General features: G+C 48.4%; 14 protein-coding genes. 12 read left to right on the top strand and 2 right to left on the bottom strand.

What is annotated here, in order from left to right; genetic code table 11:
• The first annotated feature begins 8 nt into the window (after nt 1-8).
• The 8 genes from GC178_12290 (at nt 9) to GC178_12255 (ending at nt 8,213) form a co-directional block, all read left to right on the top strand.
• Nucleotides 9-1,445 (top strand): sodium:solute symporter family protein, encoded by a 1,437-nt coding sequence (locus GC178_12290; GenBank protein ID MBI1288343.1) that lies wholly within the window; start codon nt 9-11, stop codon nt 1,443-1,445.
• On the top strand, nt 1,446-2,597 hold the full coding sequence (locus GC178_12285; GenBank protein MBI1288342.1) for an amidohydrolase: 1,152 nt from the start codon (nt 1,446-1,448) through the stop codon (nt 2,595-2,597). It abuts the gene before it with no gap.
• Nucleotide 2,598: 1 nt separating this feature from the next.
• Complete coding sequence (gene alr, locus GC178_12280; GenBank protein ID MBI1288341.1) at nt 2,599-3,750, top strand: alanine racemase; 1,152 nt, start codon at nt 2,599-2,601, stop codon at nt 3,748-3,750.
• Nucleotides 3,751-3,753: 3 nt separating this feature from the next.
• On the top strand, nt 3,754-4,824 hold the full coding sequence (locus tag GC178_12275; GenBank protein ID MBI1288340.1) for an alanine/ornithine racemase family PLP-dependent enzyme: 1,071 nt from the start codon (nt 3,754-3,756) through the stop codon (nt 4,822-4,824).
• Nucleotides 4,825-4,865: 41 nt separating this feature from the next.
• Entirely contained in the window at nt 4,866-5,762 is an 897-nt protein-coding gene (locus GC178_12270; GenBank protein MBI1288339.1) for a mechanosensitive ion channel, read from the top strand.
• Between the two features lie 105 nt (nt 5,763-5,867).
• The gene (elbB, locus tag GC178_12265; GenBank protein MBI1288338.1) at nt 5,868-6,563 is read left to right on the top strand and encodes an isoprenoid biosynthesis glyoxalase ElbB; all 696 of its coding nucleotides are present in this window, start codon (nt 5,868-5,870) and stop codon (nt 6,561-6,563) included.
• A gap of 99 nt (nt 6,564-6,662) precedes the next feature.
• Nucleotides 6,663-7,676, top strand: a complete 1,014-nt coding sequence (locus tag GC178_12260; protein ID MBI1288337.1) for a hypothetical protein — start codon at nt 6,663-6,665, stop codon at nt 7,674-7,676.
• An 84-nt stretch (nt 7,677-7,760) separates the two neighbouring features.
• The gene (locus tag GC178_12255; protein MBI1288336.1) at nt 7,761-8,213 is read left to right on the top strand and encodes a MarR family transcriptional regulator; all 453 of its coding nucleotides are present in this window, start codon (nt 7,761-7,763) and stop codon (nt 8,211-8,213) included.
• Nucleotides 8,214-8,263: 50 nt separating this feature from the next.
• On the opposite strand, the gene GC178_12250 is transcribed toward GC178_12255, so the two are convergent.
• Nucleotides 8,264-10,054, bottom strand: coding sequence for a DUF885 family protein (locus tag GC178_12250; GenBank protein MBI1288335.1), 1,791 nt, complete (start codon nt 10,052-10,054; stop codon nt 8,264-8,266).
• A gap of 50 nt (nt 10,055-10,104) precedes the next feature.
• On the opposite strand from GC178_12250, the gene GC178_12245 reads away from it, so the two are divergent.
• The 4 genes from GC178_12245 to GC178_12230 all read left to right on the top strand — a co-directional run bounded on the left by GC178_12245 (nt 10,105) and on the right by GC178_12230 (nt 14,583).
• Entirely contained in the window at nt 10,105-11,340 is a 1,236-nt protein-coding gene (locus tag GC178_12245; protein MBI1288334.1) for a competence/damage-inducible protein A, read from the top strand.
• A gap of 58 nt (nt 11,341-11,398) precedes the next feature.
• Nucleotides 11,399-12,352: a PKD domain-containing protein gene (locus GC178_12240; GenBank protein MBI1288333.1), complete on the top strand. Its 954-nt coding sequence runs from the start codon at nt 11,399-11,401 to the stop codon at nt 12,350-12,352.
• 79 nt (nt 12,353-12,431) lie between these two features.
• Nucleotides 12,432-12,665, top strand: a complete 234-nt coding sequence (locus GC178_12235; protein MBI1288332.1) for a 50S ribosomal protein L28 — start codon at nt 12,432-12,434, stop codon at nt 12,663-12,665.
• A gap of 295 nt (nt 12,666-12,960) precedes the next feature.
• On the top strand, nt 12,961-14,583 hold the full coding sequence (locus tag GC178_12230) for a M1 family peptidase (GenBank protein MBI1288331.1): 1,623 nt from the start codon (nt 12,961-12,963) through the stop codon (nt 14,581-14,583).
• A gap of 649 nt (nt 14,584-15,232) precedes the next feature.
• On the opposite strand, the gene GC178_12225 is transcribed toward GC178_12230, so the two are convergent.
• Entirely contained in the window at nt 15,233-16,249 is a 1,017-nt protein-coding gene (locus GC178_12225) for a hypothetical protein (GenBank protein ID MBI1288330.1), read from the bottom strand.
• Between the last annotated feature and the right edge of the window lie 1,058 nt (nt 16,250-17,307).

The following is a 17,307-nucleotide window of genomic DNA, read 5'->3' as shown; positions in this document are numbered from 1 at the left end:
ATATGGGCATACATTGGGTTGATCTGACCATATTCATCACCTATCTCCTGGCCATGCTTGGGGTGGGTGTTTACTTCCTCAACAAGAACACTTCGGAAGAAGACTACTATGTGGGCGGCAGAACCATGGGCGCGGGCCATGTGGGGCTTTCTGTGGTTGCCACCGATGTCGGTGGTGGGTTTTCCATCGGGTTGGGAGGCCTTGGTTTCATGATGGGCATCTCGGGCAGTTGGATGCTCTTTACAGGATTGCTGGGTGCTTGGCTCAGCGCGGTTTTCCTCATTCCAAAGGTTTATCCCATCGCTCGAAAAAAGAACCTGCTCAGCTTTCCAGAAATGCTGGAACATTTCTACGATTCGAAAGTGGCGTTCATCGCAGGCATCATCTCGCTGATCGGTTATGTCGGGTTTACAAGTTCGCAGGTGTTGGCTGGCGCGAAGTTGGCTGCGGCCACTTTTCCCAGCATTTCCATTCCGCAAGCGGTGCTGATGATGGGCATAATTGCCGTGGCATACACGGTCATTGGTGGCATCAAAGCGGTCATCTACACCGACACAATTCAATGGATCATTCTCATGTGCGGACTGGTTTTTATCGGTATTCCCATCGGTTACGTGAAAGTGGGCGGCTGGGAAGCGATCAGTTCCATTGCGGAACCCGAAATGCTGCAACTCTCCAATCTTTCGTTCATGCAATTCTTCAATTGGGCGATAACCATTGTACCGATATGGTTTGTGGGAATGACGCTCTACCAACGCATATATGCGTGCCGCGATGAGCAAACGGCCAAGAAAGCGTGGCGCGTGGCAGGACTTTTCGAATGGCCCGTGATGGCCTTTATGGGTGTGATACTTGGGCTTTTCGGTCGCGTGGCGTTTGAACAAGGGATGTTCGAAGCGGTCGGTTATCCCGCAACAGGTCATTTGGATGCCGAACTCGGTCTGCCGCTGTTGCTGAGCAATATTCTACCTATCGGTTTGATGGGGTTGATGATGTCGGCCTATTTCTCGGCCATCATGTCCACGGCAGACAGTTGTTTGATGGCAGCATCAGGCAACTTCCTTACAGATGTTCTCGGCAAGGTGAAACACGGCAGCAACACCAGTTTGCGTTGGTCGCAACTGACCACGCTGGCCATTGGTGTCATTGCCATTCTTCTTGCCACCATGATGCAGAACGTGCTGGATTTGATGCTGTACTCGTACGCGTTCATGGTTTCGGGGCTTTTTGTGCCTGTTCTGGGCATGTTGATGCTGAAGAGGCCATCATCATTGGCGGCACTTGTTGCCATGGTCTCGGGAGGAATGACTACCCTTGTACTCATCGTATCCGATTTGGAGCTTCCATTCGGATTGGACGAGAATTTCTTCGGGATTTCGGTTTCTGCCGCCAGTTTCGTCCTTGTTCAATTCTTCTCTTCAGACCGAACTAAAACCACCTTATAGATGGCCACAAAAACACATGTACCAACGAAACTATTGATCAAGCTGCGTAAGCTGTTGCACCGTTATCCAGAGCTGTCTGGACAGGAGACGGAAACGGCCAAGCGCATTTCTGGTTTTCTGAGTTCCTACAAACCGACCAAGCTCATTGATGGCATTGGCGGCAATGGTGTTGCGGCCGTTTACTCGTATTTCGGTTCGGGGCCAACGGTGCTTATCCGTTGCGAGTTGGACGCGCTGCCCATTGAAGAGATCAACACGTTCGAGCATCGCTCGGAAGATGAACATGTTTCGCACAAATGCGGACATGACGGCCACATGAGCATTCTGGCGGGGTTGGCAGTTCACTTCAGCAAGAACCGTCCGAAGGTGGGCAAGGTGGTGTTGCTTTTTCAGCCTGCCGAGGAAAATGGCGAAGGTGCCAAAGCGGTGCTGGAAGACCCGAAGTTTGACGAGATCAGACCCGATTACGTTTTCGCGCTGCATAATCTTCCTGGCTACCCGATGCACAAGATCGTCTGCTGTGCTGGTAGTTTCACCGCTTCGGTTCAAAGCATCATCATTAAATTACATGGAAAGACCTCGCACGCAGGCGAACCCGATCTTGGAATAAATCCTGCCCTCGCGATAGCCGAAATTCTTCAGAAAACGAACAAGTTGCAGGTCCCGAAGGAGGAGAAAGGTTTTAAGCAGGTAACGCCCATTCAGATAGAAATGGGAGAAGAAGCCTACGGCATTTCGGCAGGTTATGGCGAGGTGAAACTCACCATCCGCACGTGGGACAGTGAGACCATGGAAGAACTTGCGGCTGATTGCGAAAAGCTGGCGCAGAAGATCGGTAAGAAATACAAACTGAAAGTAGAGATCGACTGGACGCAGTTCTTCTCGGCCAACCAGAACGGAGCTGAGATGGTGGAGGTCGTTCGCGAAGCGGCCAAAACAAACGGGTTCGAATTTGAAGAGAAGCAGGAACCCTTCCGCTGGGGCGAGGATTTCGGACTCTTCACCGAGCAGTTCAAGGGAGCCATGTTCGGTATTGGAGCTGGCGAAAAAACACCTGCGCTGCACAATCCCGATTACGATTTCCCCGATGAGATCACACCAACGGGTGTGAAGATGTTCAGCACAATTGTCGATCTGATCTTGAGCAAATAAGATGGTTCATACTTCCACCATAGAGATCAGCCAAAGCGCATTGAAAGCGAACGTTGGTTTTATCAAAGATCTGCTTGGCGATGGCTGCGAACTCTCTTCGGTGGTGAAGGGAAATGCCTACGGCCACGGCATCGGTCAGTTTGTGCCGCTGGCAGAAGAATGCGGAGTGCGGCATTTCTCGGTTTTCAGCGCACAGGAAGCATTTCAGGCAAAGGAAGTGCTAAGCAGCAACAGCGAGGTGATGATCATGGGAATGATCGATAAGGCTGACATTGAATGGGCCGTCCGCAACCATATTTCCTTTTTTGTGTTCGACATTACTCGTTTGGAAAACGCCTTGGAAGTGGCCAAACGGATCAAGATCCCTGCTCGTATCCACATTGAATTGGACACAGGCCTGAACCGAACTGGTTACACCAAAAAGCAACTGCGAACGGTTGTCGAGTTTCTGACCAAGCACGCAAAGTACTTCATTGTCGAAGGTCTTTGCACGCACTATGCAGGCGCGGAAAGTATTGCCAACCACGTGCGCGTCAGTCAGCAATACAAACTTTTTAATAAGTACAAACGATGGCTTTCAGAGAAGGGAATTGAGCCGATACGCCTGCATACGGCATGTTCTGCAGCTGCCATTTCGTACCCGAAAACACGCATGGACATGGCGCGTATCGGCATCATGCAGTACGGCTATTGGCCAAGTCGCGAGACGCACATCAATTTCATTGGCGGCAAGCGCGAAAAAGAAGATCCGCTAAAGCAGGTAATAACTTGGAAGAGCCGTGTGATGACCACACACTTGGTGCATGCGGGCGAGTTTGTCGGTTACGGCACCAGTTACATGGCCGAACAGGATATGAAAGTGGCCGTGGTGCCTGTCGGTTATGCACAAGGCTACAGCCGCTCGCTCAGCAACACGGGCCGCATTCTTATCAGAGGTGCTCGCGTAAGCGTGATAGGCGTGGTGAACATGAACATGCTTATTGCTGATGTTTCCAACGTTCCCGAAACCAGCATTGGCGATGAAGTGGTGCTGATAGGCAGACAGGGTGATATGGGCATCAGCGTTTCATCCTTCGGTGAACTCAGCGCCCAGCTCAATTACGAACTACTCACGCGGTTGCCGCACGACATTCCGCGCATCATAACCCCATGAACCATGGCTTACATTGAACTTTACAAAGACCGACTGGCAAACAACTATCATTTCCTCGATGAACTCTTCAAGGAGTATGGAAAGGAATGGGCGGTGGTGACCAAAATGCTTTGCGGCAACCGAACGTACATCCAAGAGATCATCAAACTCGGAGCAACAGAACTGTGCGATTCGCGCATCAGCAACCTGAAAGTGGTGAAGGAAATTGATCCGAGTGTGCAGACGGTGTACATCAAACCGCCCGCCAAGCGAAGCATAGACAAGGTGGTGAAGTATGCCGATGTGAGTTTCAATACGGAATTCGCGACCATCAAAATGCTGTCGGAGGAGGCTGTGAAGCAGAACAAGACGCACAAGGTCATCATCATGATCGAGTTGGGAGACCTGCGCGAAGGTATCATGGGCGATCACCTCATCGACTTTTACGACAGCATCTTCAAACTACCGAACATTGAAATTTCGGGTATCGGCACCAATCTCAACTGCCTCAATGGAGTGCTGCCATCGCAGGATAAACTCATTCAATTGAGCTTGTATCAGCAGTTGGTTGAGTTCAAATTCAATCGCGATATTCCTTGGGTAACGGGCGGTACTTCGGTTATTATTCCGTTGCTGTTGCAGCATCAGGTACCCGATGGCGTCAATCATTTCCGCGTGGGCGAAACACTCTATTTCGGCAATAACCTGCTTACCGAGGAAACCATTGACGGCATGAAACCCGATGTGATCAAACTTTTTACGGAGATCATTGAGATAACCGAAAAGCCCAAAGTGCCGATCGGTTATTTGGCGGAGAACCCTTCGGGCGAAGTGTTTAAAGTGGATGAAAATGACTTCGGTGAGAATATGCACCGCGCCATTCTTGATATTGGTCTGCTGGATATTTCGACCGATTTCCTCATTCCTGAGGATGAGCATATTGAGGTTGTCGGTGCCAGTTCGGACATGCTGGTCATCGATATCAGCAACAGCGAGAAGGAATACAAAGTGGGTGACATTGTCTCTTTCCGTCTCAAATACATGGGCGCGCTCGGACTGCTCAATTCCGATTATATCGAAAAACGGTTGGTTTGAAAGACGGGTTTCGGTTGTAACTTCGTCATGCATCTCACCGAATGAACAGTTTCCTCGATACGCTTGACACTTGGTTGCACAACGCGGCTTTCAACCGATTGGTGTATGTGGGATTGGGAATTGTGGTCGTCATCATTCTCACGGCATTTCTCAAGCGGATCGTCAATACCAACATCACCAACACGGATCATCGCTATCGCGTGCGAAAGGCGGTGAACTTTATCGGCTATCTGCTGATCGTTCTCATCACATTGGTTGTGTATGCCGATAAACTGGGGAATTTGGGTGTGGCCTTGGGGTTGGCAGGCGCAGGGATCACCTTCGCGCTACAGGAAGTGATCGTCAGTTTTGCAGGTTGGCTGAACATCATCCTTTCAGGAACGCCAAGCGTAGGACAGCGCGTGAAGATCGGTGAGGCGAAAGGCGACATCATTGACATTGGTGTGATGAAAACCACCATCATGGAGATCGGAGATTGGGTGGATGGCGACCTCTACAACGGGCGCATCATTACCATGGCAAACAGCTACGTTTTCAAGCAGTTGGTAAGCAACTACTCTGCAGAATTTCCTTTTCTGTGGGATGAGATACAAGTTCCCGTTCGGACGGAAAGCGACCATGCGCTGGCGCGCAAGATATTTACCGATGTGGTGAATGACGTGTGCCAGGATTATGCGCTCAAAAGTCAGAAGGATTGGAAACGATTGGCCAACAAGTTCAGAGTGGAGGAAGCGCGGGTGCTTCCTACGGTCACGCTTCGTTTTGATGAGAATTGGATCACCTTCACCTTGCGGTATATTGTGGATTACAAGAGCAGAAGAAGTACCAAGGACCGCATTTACACGGCTTTGCTCGATGAGATCGGTAAGCATGAGAACATCGGCATTGCAACTACAACTTCGGAGGTTACAAGCATTGTGAAATCCGATTCAAACTGAAAATTGTTGTTGAAACTCAGAGATCATCTGATTTTGCAACCGTTTGAAACATCGGTTTTTCAGGTACACTTTTCGAATCACTAATTTCACGGCAAACAGAGAACAATGAGTTATAAAATAGGAGTGTTGCTTTCTGGCAATGGAGTGTATGACGGGTCGGAAATTCACGAGAGCGTGTTCACGCTTTTGGCCATCGATGAGAACAGGGGCGAGGCTATCTGCATGGCTCCAAATGTGGATCAGTATCACGTGATCAACCACATTTCTGGAGATGAGATGCAGGAGAAGCGCAACGTCATGGTGGAAGCCGCCCGCATTGCCCGTGGAGCCATTTCCGATCTGGCCGATATGAGTTCAGCCGATATGGATGCGTTGGTCATTCCAGGCGGTTTTGGAGCAGCCAAGAACCTTACCACGTGGGCGTTCAACGGTCCAGATGGCGAGATTAATGAAGAAGTGAAACGCATCATCAATGAAATGGTGAATGCCAATAAACCGATCGTTGGGCTTTGCATGGGGCCGACCGTTATCGCCAAAGCATTGGAAGGAGCAGGATTAAATGAGCATCTCACGGTTGGAACAACCCAAGAAGCTTCGCCTTATGAGATCGGTGCCATCAGCGCAGGAATGGTGAAGACGGGTGCCGTGGCCGAAATGAAGACGGTACACGAGATTTCCGTGGACACGGAGAACCGCATCATCACCGCGCCATGCTACATGATGGAAGCTTCTATCTCGGACATCCGAGACAACATCAAGCAGGCCATCGATCAATTGTTTGAGATGTTGGAAGAGGGTTGATGTGTCAGTTACCCTGAACTTGTTTCAGGGTCTGTTGATAGATGCTGAAACAAGTTCAGCATGACCTGAAGTAGAACGCTTTGATTTAACCTTGATACTGTGAATTCATATCTGATCCGTTTTTTCTTTTTTCTTTTTTCGGTTCTCCTTGTTTCATGCGGGAAGTACCCAACATTCACAGGAGATTACACACGTATCGAGGTCGGTCGAGGGCCAGAGGATATTGCCTTAGATACCATGGGTGGCAACGAACGGTTGATCATTTCATGTTCGGAAAGACGCTCTGAAGATTATTCCAAGAATGGATTTTACGATTACAACATCTCCTCAGGGAAACTGGTGAAACTGCCAATGGAAGGCCTGCCAGAATCGATTGCGTTCCGTCCGCATGGTATTGATATTGGCGTGGTGAACGGAGAAAAACTCATTTACAGCGTAAACCACGAGAAGAACGAGGCTGATTTTCCTCCGACAGGAAGACAGAGCATTCTGGTTTTTGAATTGCTGGATGACAAGGTGGTTTTCAAACAGCAGTTGACCTCCGAACTCATCATTTCACCGAATGATGTCTGCACGGATCACCAAGGTGGCATTTACGTGAGCAACGATAGCGGCAAGCGCAACGGCATCTGGGAAAAACTCTTCGAACTCAAGCGCAGCTTCGTAATTCATTATGATGGAAATTCTTGGTCTGCCGTAGGCGATAAACTGAAATATGCGAACGGAGTTGGCGTGAAGGATGGACGATTGTACATCACAGGAACGCAAGAGAAAAACATCATCTCGTATGCGATCAATGCAGATGGTTCGTATTCGGATAAGAAGGAAATCCCGTGTTTGAAAGGCAACGACAACATTACGTTTCACGGAAATGAGATCGTGACCACCGCACACTTGGATTTCCTGAAATTCATGAAGCACGTGAAGCATGCCGATAAACCTTCGCCCTGCGCGGTTTATACGGTAAATCTTGAAACCGAAGCCATCGACACCCTTTACGTGGACGCGGGAACCATTCTCAGCGCAGCTTCCACTGGACTGATCTATAACGGGAATCTTTATATCTCACAGGTTTTCAACCCGTATATTCTGCAGGTCCCACTCAATAAATAAGTTGTTGAGCGGGTGGCGAACTCAACGTTTGAACATTGATCTTATATTTGGGTTGTCTGTGATACGATGCAGGCATTGGAGTCCATGAAATTAGAAGAGGAAATAAAGCAGGAGAAAGGCTTTTCGAGCGAGCGTCATAAAGCCGTGGTGAATATCATGTTTACCGACAGTTGGATCCGAAGCATGTTGAATGACCTGCTGAAACCGCACAAGCTCACCAATCAGCAATATAATGTGCTTCGTATTCTGCGCGGAAGTACACCGAAGCCGCTGAGTACGTCATGCATCCGCGGACGAATGTTGGACAAGATGTCAGACGCTTCGCGTATTGTGGACAGATTGGTGCAGAAAGGTCTGGTAAGCCGCAAAACGTGTTCGGTAGACAAGCGTTTGGTGGATGTGTTTATTACCAAAGCAGGCTTGAAGTTGCTGGAGGCCATTGATGTGCAGATGGAGAACTTCAACAAGAAAGTGGTGACCATCACCGAAGAGGAAGCGGCAACCCTGAACTCGATTCTTGACAAGCTGCGTGGTTGAGGTCATTCCGAACTTGTTTCGGAATCTACAGTTTAGACCCTGAAACAAGTTCAGGGTGACGCGGATGGTTTTGATTTGTCCTGCTTTGAACTGATGTAAGCATCCACCCGTTGCTCCAAGATCTCTAAAGGCATTGCGCCTTCATTCAATAATACTCCGTGGAATTCTTTGATGTCAAAATCAGAAATTTGTGATTCCGCACGTTGGCGCAGCTCTCGGAATTTCATCAAACCGACCTTATACGCACAACCTTGTCCAGGCCAAACGATGTAGCGGTCCACTTCATCCGCAGCTTCTGATTCCGAAAGGCTCGCATTTTCCATCATGAATGTAATGGCCTGTTCGCGCAGCCATTTTTTGTGGTGAATGCCAATGTCGGCCATCATTCGTGCCGTTCGGAAAAGTTCCGACTGTACCTGTCCCATCTGGTCAAAAGCGTCCAACGTTCCTGTCATTTCATGACCAAGTTGTTCGGCATACATGCCCCAGCCTTCGGTGTAAGCAGAAAAAGGAATGAATCTTCGAAACGTGGGCAATTCCGTCAGATCGGCCTGAATTCCCTTTTGGATATGATGACCAGGAATCCCTTCGTGATACGCGAACGTTTTGGCCAGATACTTTGGGAATTGCTCCGCTTTCCACGTGTTCACATACACCTTTCCGTTGCGTCTTGGTTCGCCACGTGGTGGAATGTAAAACGCAAACGTGCTGTTGTTTGCTCTATACGCTGGCAATTCCAAGATTTCCAATTCGGTTGATGGCAGCCGATTGAAATAGGAGGGAAGCAACGGTTTCATCGCATCCGAAACTTCACTGAAATATTGAATGGTCTGCAATCTGCCCAAAGAGTCAGTGCGAAAGCTGTCAACCACAGCACCTTTTGTGAAAACCTGAAGTTTGGAGAGTTCGGCATTCAACCGTTCCATCTCGGTCTTTCCCCATTCATAAAGACTATCAGGGTCGAGTTTCAGCGTGGTCTGTTGCAGGAGGCAACTTCGGTAATAGGCATCGCCATTGGGCAATTGCCAAACACCCGCTATGTTCAGCGAGCTACGTTCCAGTTGAAGCAAATACTGGGAAAGTCTGCGGTAGGCAGGAATGACCTCTCCTTGAATGGTTTCGCGGCATTGCGCAATGTAGCGGTCGCGTTTGGTCGGTTCCAGCAACCCAATGGCATTCAGTTTCTTTTGGAAGGAGGTGAACAGTACATTTTCCTCAACTGGCGTTTGGTAGAAATGGTCACAGAAAAGGATGGCCTCCTTTAGAATATGGGTGGGAGGAACGATTCCTCGCTTCTTGCGTTCTTCCAACGCATCGATCACCGAACCGAATTTCTCATCGATCTTTTCCAGTCGACTCAGGTAATTTTCAATATCATTTCGTGATTGAAGTGGAAGACTGTTCATGAACTGCGGCACTTCGATATGCGCCCCGGAAATGTGTGTGATCGGGTAATCATGAAACAGAAATGGCTCGGCAGCCACGCCCGTTTTCAGAAACCAATGCAGCACATCGTAAGACACTTTTTGACTTTCGTTGAGTTTAGAACGGTCATATTCCTCTAACAGGTTGAGGTTCTTTCGTCCAACCTCGGCCAAGCGTTCCGTGGCCTTTGGCGAAATATCGGTCAGCTCGCTTTTGTAGCCGCTTATCCAAAATGGTTTCAGAACGCCTGTTTGAGTAAGCGCTTCGGGGTCATCCCAAAGGAATTCGATGTAAACACGTTCAAAAAAGTGGTCGATATTGATCGGTTTGAACCAAACCAGTTTGGCGAACCAGATGCCAAAAAACAGCAGTAGCGCACTTCCTAATATGAGCAGTATGAAGGTCGCTTTCCGCATGTTCCTCAAAGTAAACAATTGCTGCAGGAATGTGGTTTCTTTGCGGAGCAATGAGGGTTGAAATAATTACGATAGGAGATGAGATTCTGATCGGTCAGATCGTGGACACGAACTCTGCTTGGATGGCGCAGAAGCTCAATGACATTGGTGCGAAAGTGGAGCGCATCACCACCATTTCGGATGGATTGGATGATATTCTGGACGCATTGAAAGATGCGCAGGACCGAGCCGATGTGGTGCTGATAACCGGAGGTTTGGGGCCGACAAAAGATGATGTGACCAAGAAAGCTTTGGCGAAGTATTTCAACTGCGGATTCACATTTTATCCAGAAATAGCTGACCACATAGCAGAATTGTTTGCACGGTTCGGGAGGGAAATGAGCGAGTTGAACCGATTGCAGGCAGAGCTTCCAACGGCATGCGAACCCTTGCAGAACAATCAAGGAACGGCTCCTGGAATGTGGTTTGGGAAAGACCGAACGGTGTTCGTAAGCATGCCTGGCGTTCCTTACGAAATGAAAGGCATCATGCGCGAGCATGTGTTGCCTCGGTTGAAGGAAAAATACAGCATGCCGACCATTCTGCACCGAACGGTACTAACGATGGGAATGGGTGAAAGCTGGCTTTCAGAGCGCATTGCCAATTGGGAAGATGCTTTGCCGAAAGGAATCAAACTTGCGTATCTGCCTTCACCCGGAAGGGTAAGGTTGCGACTTACCGCTATTGGAAATGACGAACATTCGGTTTCTGAGACACTTGAAGCAGAAGTATTGAAGCTGCTGACGCTGATCCCAGAACTTGTTTATGGTTTTGATGATGACACCATTGAGTCGGTGGTTGGGGATCATTTGCGGAAACTTGGAAAGACCGTGAGCACCGCTGAGAGCTGTACGGGAGGTCTCATTGCTCATAAGATCACGTCTGTATCAGGTTCGTCCGATTATTATTTGGGATCGGTGGTTTCGTATGCCAATGAGGTGAAAATGGATGAATTGGGGGTTTCGGAGGAAAACCTGAAAAACTTCGGGGCGGTGAGCGAGGAAGTGGTGCGCCAAATGGCGGAAGGTGTGCGCGAAAAGATGAAAACCGATTACAGTATTGCAACTTCAGGAATTGCAGGCCCAGATGGCGGAACGGCCGAAAAACCTGTTGGAACCGTTTGGCTTGCAGTTGCAACTCCATCGGAGACCATTGCCAAGAAATATCTTTTTGGGCATAACCGCGAGCGGAATATTGAGATGAGCGCGAACACGGCTCTGAACATGTTGCGCAAACAGTTGATCTGAAATCGGTTAACTATTGCATAACATTTCTACATTTGGGTTCAACCCTAAAACCAATTAGATGATCAGACAGTTTACAAGTGTTGCTTTTATAGTGACAATTATGGCATTTGCTTCGGGCTGTAAGCAGGAAACGAAGAACTATGCCGCTGATTTTGAAGCGAGCATGACCAATATTGGCGTTGGTCAGGCCGTGAATTTCGAAGACAATTCCATTGGAGCAGTAACGGCTTGGGAATGGTCATTTGATGGAGGAACACCAAGCACGGCATCGGTCAAAGACCCTGATGGGATTCTTTATACCGAAGCAGGGACCTACGATGTAACGCTGACCATTACCACCGATGCGGGAAAGTCTACCGAGACGAAAACCGGTTATATCGTAGTGACGGTTCCAGATGGTGGTTGCGGTGATCTGACCACGGTCACGGATATTGACGGAAACGTTTACTCGGTTGTTACCATTGGCACGCAATGCTGGATGGGCGAGAACTTGAAGACTTCTCATTACCGCGATGGAAGTGCCATTGCAGAGGTTTCTGACAGTACCCAATGGAAATATCTGCAGACTGGAGCCTATTGCTTCTATAAGAACGATAATTCCTTTGAGGCTACTTATGGAAAGCTCTACAACTGGTATGCGATCAATGATAGTAGTGGAATTTGTCCAGATGGATGGCACGTGCCGCAGGACAGCGAGTTCAAAACCTTGGTCGATTACTTGGGTGCTTCAGATGGTGTGGCTGGAGGCCGTTTGAAAGAAGACGGAACAACCCATTGGGAAGACCCGAACACGGGCGGTTCCAACACCAGTGGCTGGACAGGATTGCCCGGTGGCATGCGTTATCGCGAAGGACAGTTCGATCAAGAAGGAAGGAACGGGTTGTTCTGGTCTGCCAGAAGAGAAAGCGAATCGTTGGCGTACTTCCTTACACTCACTTACAATAGTGAAGATGCTTTCCGCACATACATTTACAAGCAAAGCGGATTTTCCTGTCGATGTGTGAAGGATTGACAAATAAATAGTGTTTGTGTTCTGATAAAATACTTCTACATTTGCAGCCCGAAATTTTGAACTATTAAGCACAGAAGCCATGTCTAAGGTTTGTCAGATAACAGGAAAGAAAGTGATGGTTGGGAACAATGTTTCTCACTCGAATGCGAAAACGAAGCGGAAATTCCTTCCAAACCTTTTCAAGAAGAAGTTCTTCGTTCCATCGACAGGTGAGACTGTAACATTGAAGGTTTCTGCCAACGGGTTGAGAACCATCAACAAAAATGGCATTGAGGCTGCATTGAAGAATGCAAAGGAGAAAGGCTTCTTGTAAAAACAGATTTTAAGCTATTCAAACGCTGCCATCAGTATGATTCTGGTGGCAGCGTTTTTGTTTTTTATGCTCCACATGAAATAGCCACAGAGACACAGATTTTCACAGATTTCACAGAGAGATTTTAAGACCTCTGTGAAATCTGTGTTTCTGTAGCCAAAGAGTGTCCTTTTGAGGTTTACATGAGGGTCGGCATCTGTTCTGCAACCTTCATTTTCAGGACGTTTTTTTTGGGAGCGGAAGAGTGAAAAACTATTCAATATTCTGAGGCTGATGATTTACTTTCTTTGAGACCATGAGAAATCTCTTACTACTTGTTCTGATTCTTCCGTTTGCGGCAAATGCCCAGGAATTTACGTTGGCGGATACGCTGCGCGGAACGCTTTCTCCGATACGTGCGTGTTTCGATGTAACGTATTATGACCTTCAATTGAAGGTTGACATTGAAGGGAAGTCTATTTCGGGTGTGAATGAGATTCATTTTCAGACCATGACGGATTTTGACAGTCTGCAATTGGATCTGTTCGCGAACATGACCATTGACAGCGTTCTCTACCATGGGAAGCAATTGGGTTTTTCGCGTTTGTTCGATGCGTTTTTTGTGCGTTTCCCAGAGACGATGAAGGCGGGGGAAGATGGGGTTGTTTCCGTTTACTATCACGGGCAACCGACCATAGCCAAACGCGCGCCTTGGGATGGTGGTTTTGTGTGGACAAAGGACGGGTCTGGTAAACCATGGGTCGGAGTGGCATGCGAAGGAACCGGAGCAAGTCTTTGGTGGCCGAACAAGGACCATCTTTCGGATGAACCGGACAGCATGCGGGTGAGATGCACGGTTCCGAACGGGCTGATGTGTGTTTCGAACGGAGAGTTGGAGTCGAGGAATTTGCAGTCGGATGGAATGGAATGGGTTTGGAAGATCAGCTATCCCATCAACAACTACAATGTGACCTTGAACATTGCCGATTACGCGCATTTTGGTGGTGTTTATGCGAACGCGCAGGGCGATTCACTGAAATTGGACTATTACGTGCTGAAGGAGAACTTGGACAAGGCGAAAGAGCAGTTCAAGCAGGTGCCAAAGATGATGGATTGCTTTGAAGAGGCATTCGGCCCTTATCCTTTCTACAATGATGGCTATGCCTTGGTGGAAACGCCTTATGCAGGCATGGAACATCAGGGGGCCATTGCCTACGGAAACAAGTATATGAAGGGCTATTGGGGGCGCTATCCGAAAGACATGGATTTCGACTACATCATCATCCACGAAACGGGACACGAATGGTGGGGCAACAGCGTGAGCATGAAGGATGCGGCCGATATGTGGATCCACGAGAGTTTCTGCACGTATTCTGAATCGGTGTATGTGGAGTGCAGGTATGGTTATGATAGCATGTTGGAATATCTTAAGAATCAGAAATACATGATCAACAACCGTACGCCCATTTATGGGGTTTACGGATTGAACCACGAGGGCAACAGTGGCGATATGTATTACAAGGGCGCTTGGATGATCCATACGTTCCGAAATGTGTTGAACAACGATTCGCTTTTCCGAAGTATTCTGAAAGGCATTGCGCAGGAGTTCGCGTACCGAACGGTGGATGGCGAGGAGATCGTGAATTACATCAACGGCCGCGCGAAGTACAATTACATGCCTCTGTTCGAACAGTATCTGAAGTTTTCGGATGTTCCGGTGTTGGAATACCGCTGGGACAAGAAGAACCTTGAACTACGTTGGAAAGCGGATGCGGAAGGTTTCCGAATGCCGTTGATCTATGAAACGCCTTCGGAGGGGCAGAAGCGTGTGCTGGTGACCAATAAGGAATGGACCTCGGTACCGATGTCGAAGAAGGATTTCAAAGAGATGAGGCTTCGGGATGATCTGTTGTTGTTCTTGAGCAAGGAGGTTGAGTGAGGTTAATCTGGAGAGACTGCGGTTAGATTCTTTCACAGAGGTTTATTGAGTAGGAGAGTTGCACGGAGGTGCTCGCTACGCTCGCTGGAATTGGTTTCTCGCAAGGGCGCTAAGACGCGAAGAGGGAAAGGGATTGTTGCATGGAGAATGATTCGCTTCGCTCATGTTCTTTCACGCAGAGGGGCGGAGATGCAGAGAAAAGAGATAAGTGATTTTTGCACAGAGAATGATTGAGTGAGAGAGATGCACGGAGAGGCTCGCTTGGCTCGCTGGGGTTGGTTCTCGCAAAGGCGCTAAGGCGCAAAGAGGGAAAGGGATTATTGCACGGAGAATGACTCGCTTCGCTCATGTTTTTTCACGCAGAGGGGCAGAGACGCAGAGAAAACAGTGAGGGGTTTTTGCACGGAGGGTATTGGAGTTGGGGAGATGCACGGAGGGGCTCGCTACGCTCGATTGGATTGTTTTCTCGCAAAGGTGCCAAGGTGCAAAGAGAGAAAGGGATTTGCTACACTCGTTGGGATTTTGTTTCATACTGAGATGGGAGGGGCTGAGATATGGAGGGTAGATTCTATAAGCGAACCGAGGCGGCCAGGGCCGCCTCGGTCTGTATCAGGTGAATACTCCATTCAGGCTGTACTGCCTGCTGGAGTCAGGGAGCTGGTTCTGGAGGTGGGGTGAACTCCAATAGCTCGAAGCTCAATTCGTATCTGTTTCCCGTCTCGTAATTGAGGGGTTGGGATTTGGGTTCGTGGTCCAGGGCCTCGGCATTGATCATGAGTGTGCCTGCAGATGTGGTTTGCAATCCTGATACAGTCATTTCGTACTTGCCGTCTTCTCCGGTAACCGCGCTGAAGGTCTGCGTGCTGCCATCGGGTGTTGTGTTAACGGATGCATTTGCCAATGCGGTGGAGGTGGCCGCATCCAGCACTTTTCCGAAAATGATGATGCTATCTGAGGGAACTGTATCTGGGCCGGGTTTTGTTGTGATCATGGCCTTTACCTGTGCAAAGACGAAGCGATTGCGCTTGGCGGCATTGTGCTCGTAGATGATCTGGGCATCTTCGAACATGGCACTGAGTTTACGGTAGATGGCATTGTTTGCCATGACCTTGGTATCGGTTGCCTCTTCCTCATCCTGCTCGAAATCTGTGAACTGACCGTACAGGGTGCCGAAGTTGTCTTTGGCCAAGGCGTAGTCGGCTGCAAATGTGGCGGGCATGCCACCAGCGGTGAGGTCGGCCGTGTTGTTGTCGATGAAGTGCTGACCGGCAGTGAGCAGGGCAAAGGTCTGATCCCAGTTTCGGTTTGCGGCCTTGGTGTAATGATCGTACCCGGCCGATTCGATCTTGGGTTTTTGAAGTGCGGGAGGGAAGGAGCTTTTGATGTAGCTGCGCAGGGTTTTCCATTTTGTGAGGCACTCGGCATGGGCGGAGACCATTTGAATGTATGCGGTCTCAGCGGCCTCGTTCCGTTCTTGAAAGCCGGGAAGGTTGGCCGCGGCCTCTACTTCGGCCATGGCATCTGTGCCATAAGTGGCGGTGTAAATGGTTTTGAATGCTTCGAAATCGGCCTGGTTCTCATTGTAGCTGGTCCAACCGATGGAGCAGATGGCGTAGAGTTCGCTTTGCGAACAGTTATACAACGCCTGTGGTCTTGGATCTGACATGACTTTGAAATTTTAGTTGTTCATAAAATGCCTTTGCAGGCTGTTTGTCCAAGTACCGTGTATTTACATGCGCAAGGTCTTTTATTGTGTGTATGTGCCTTTTAGGTTTTTGCTGTTACCCGTTTCAGATTGCTGCTATTACCTGATGAACATAACTTTTGTGTTTTCAGATTATTGTATGGATAGTAAGAAAAATGTTTATCTATGTTGATAAACAGGGTATTTTATTTTAGAAAGGGCCTATGGGCCTTTAGAAACAACTTATGGGCTTTTAGAAAGGGGTTATGGGGCTTTAGAAGGACTTTATGACATGAAGAAAGGACTATATGGCAGTTTTGTCGGGTGTTTTCCGTGATTATATTTTTTCACACAGAGAGTAGTAGATGTAGGGAAGGGGAATCAGGGATTTTTGCACGGAGAATGATTCGCTTCGCTCATGTTTTTTCACGCAGAGGGGCGGAGACGCAGAGAAAAGAGTAAGGGATTTTTGCACGGAGGAGCTCGCTTGGCTCGCTGGGATTGGTTTCTCGCAAAGGCGCGAAGGCGCGAAGAGGGAAAGGGATTTTTGCACGGAGAATGATTCGCTTCGCTCATGTTTTTTCACGCAGAGGGTCGGAGACGCAGAGAAAAGAGTGATGGATTTTTGCACGGAGGAGCTCGCTGCGCTCGCTGGGATTGGTTTCTCGCAAAGGCGCCAAGGTGCAAATTGGCTCGCGTGCTCGCTGATCTGTTTCACACAGAGATACAGAGACAAAGAGAAAAGAGATAAGGAGATAAGGAGAATTAGAATGGAATGCTTTGTATGAGATCAGTTAATAACTGACCGTTTTTGTAGCCACACACGTTATCCGTTGGAACACTTGCGGGGAATATTAAAACGCAACTTTAGTTTGGGAGTAACACAACTTATCTTTGATAAAATAAAACGCGCGTCTCCCTATAACGGATGGCAAGATAATTGAAACCCTTACAAATAAAGGATTGTAGCATGAATTTGATAGCGATACATAGAAAATACAATACACAGAAAAAGTGTATTCAATTACTGGAAGAAATAC

The sequence above is a fragment of the Flavobacteriales bacterium genome (assembly GCA_016124845.1).
Classification (GTDB): Bacteria; Bacteroidota; Bacteroidia; order UBA10329; family UBA10329; genus UBA10329.
Note: the sequence above shows the minus strand (reverse complement) of the source record. Positions and strands in the feature narration are given on the sequence as shown.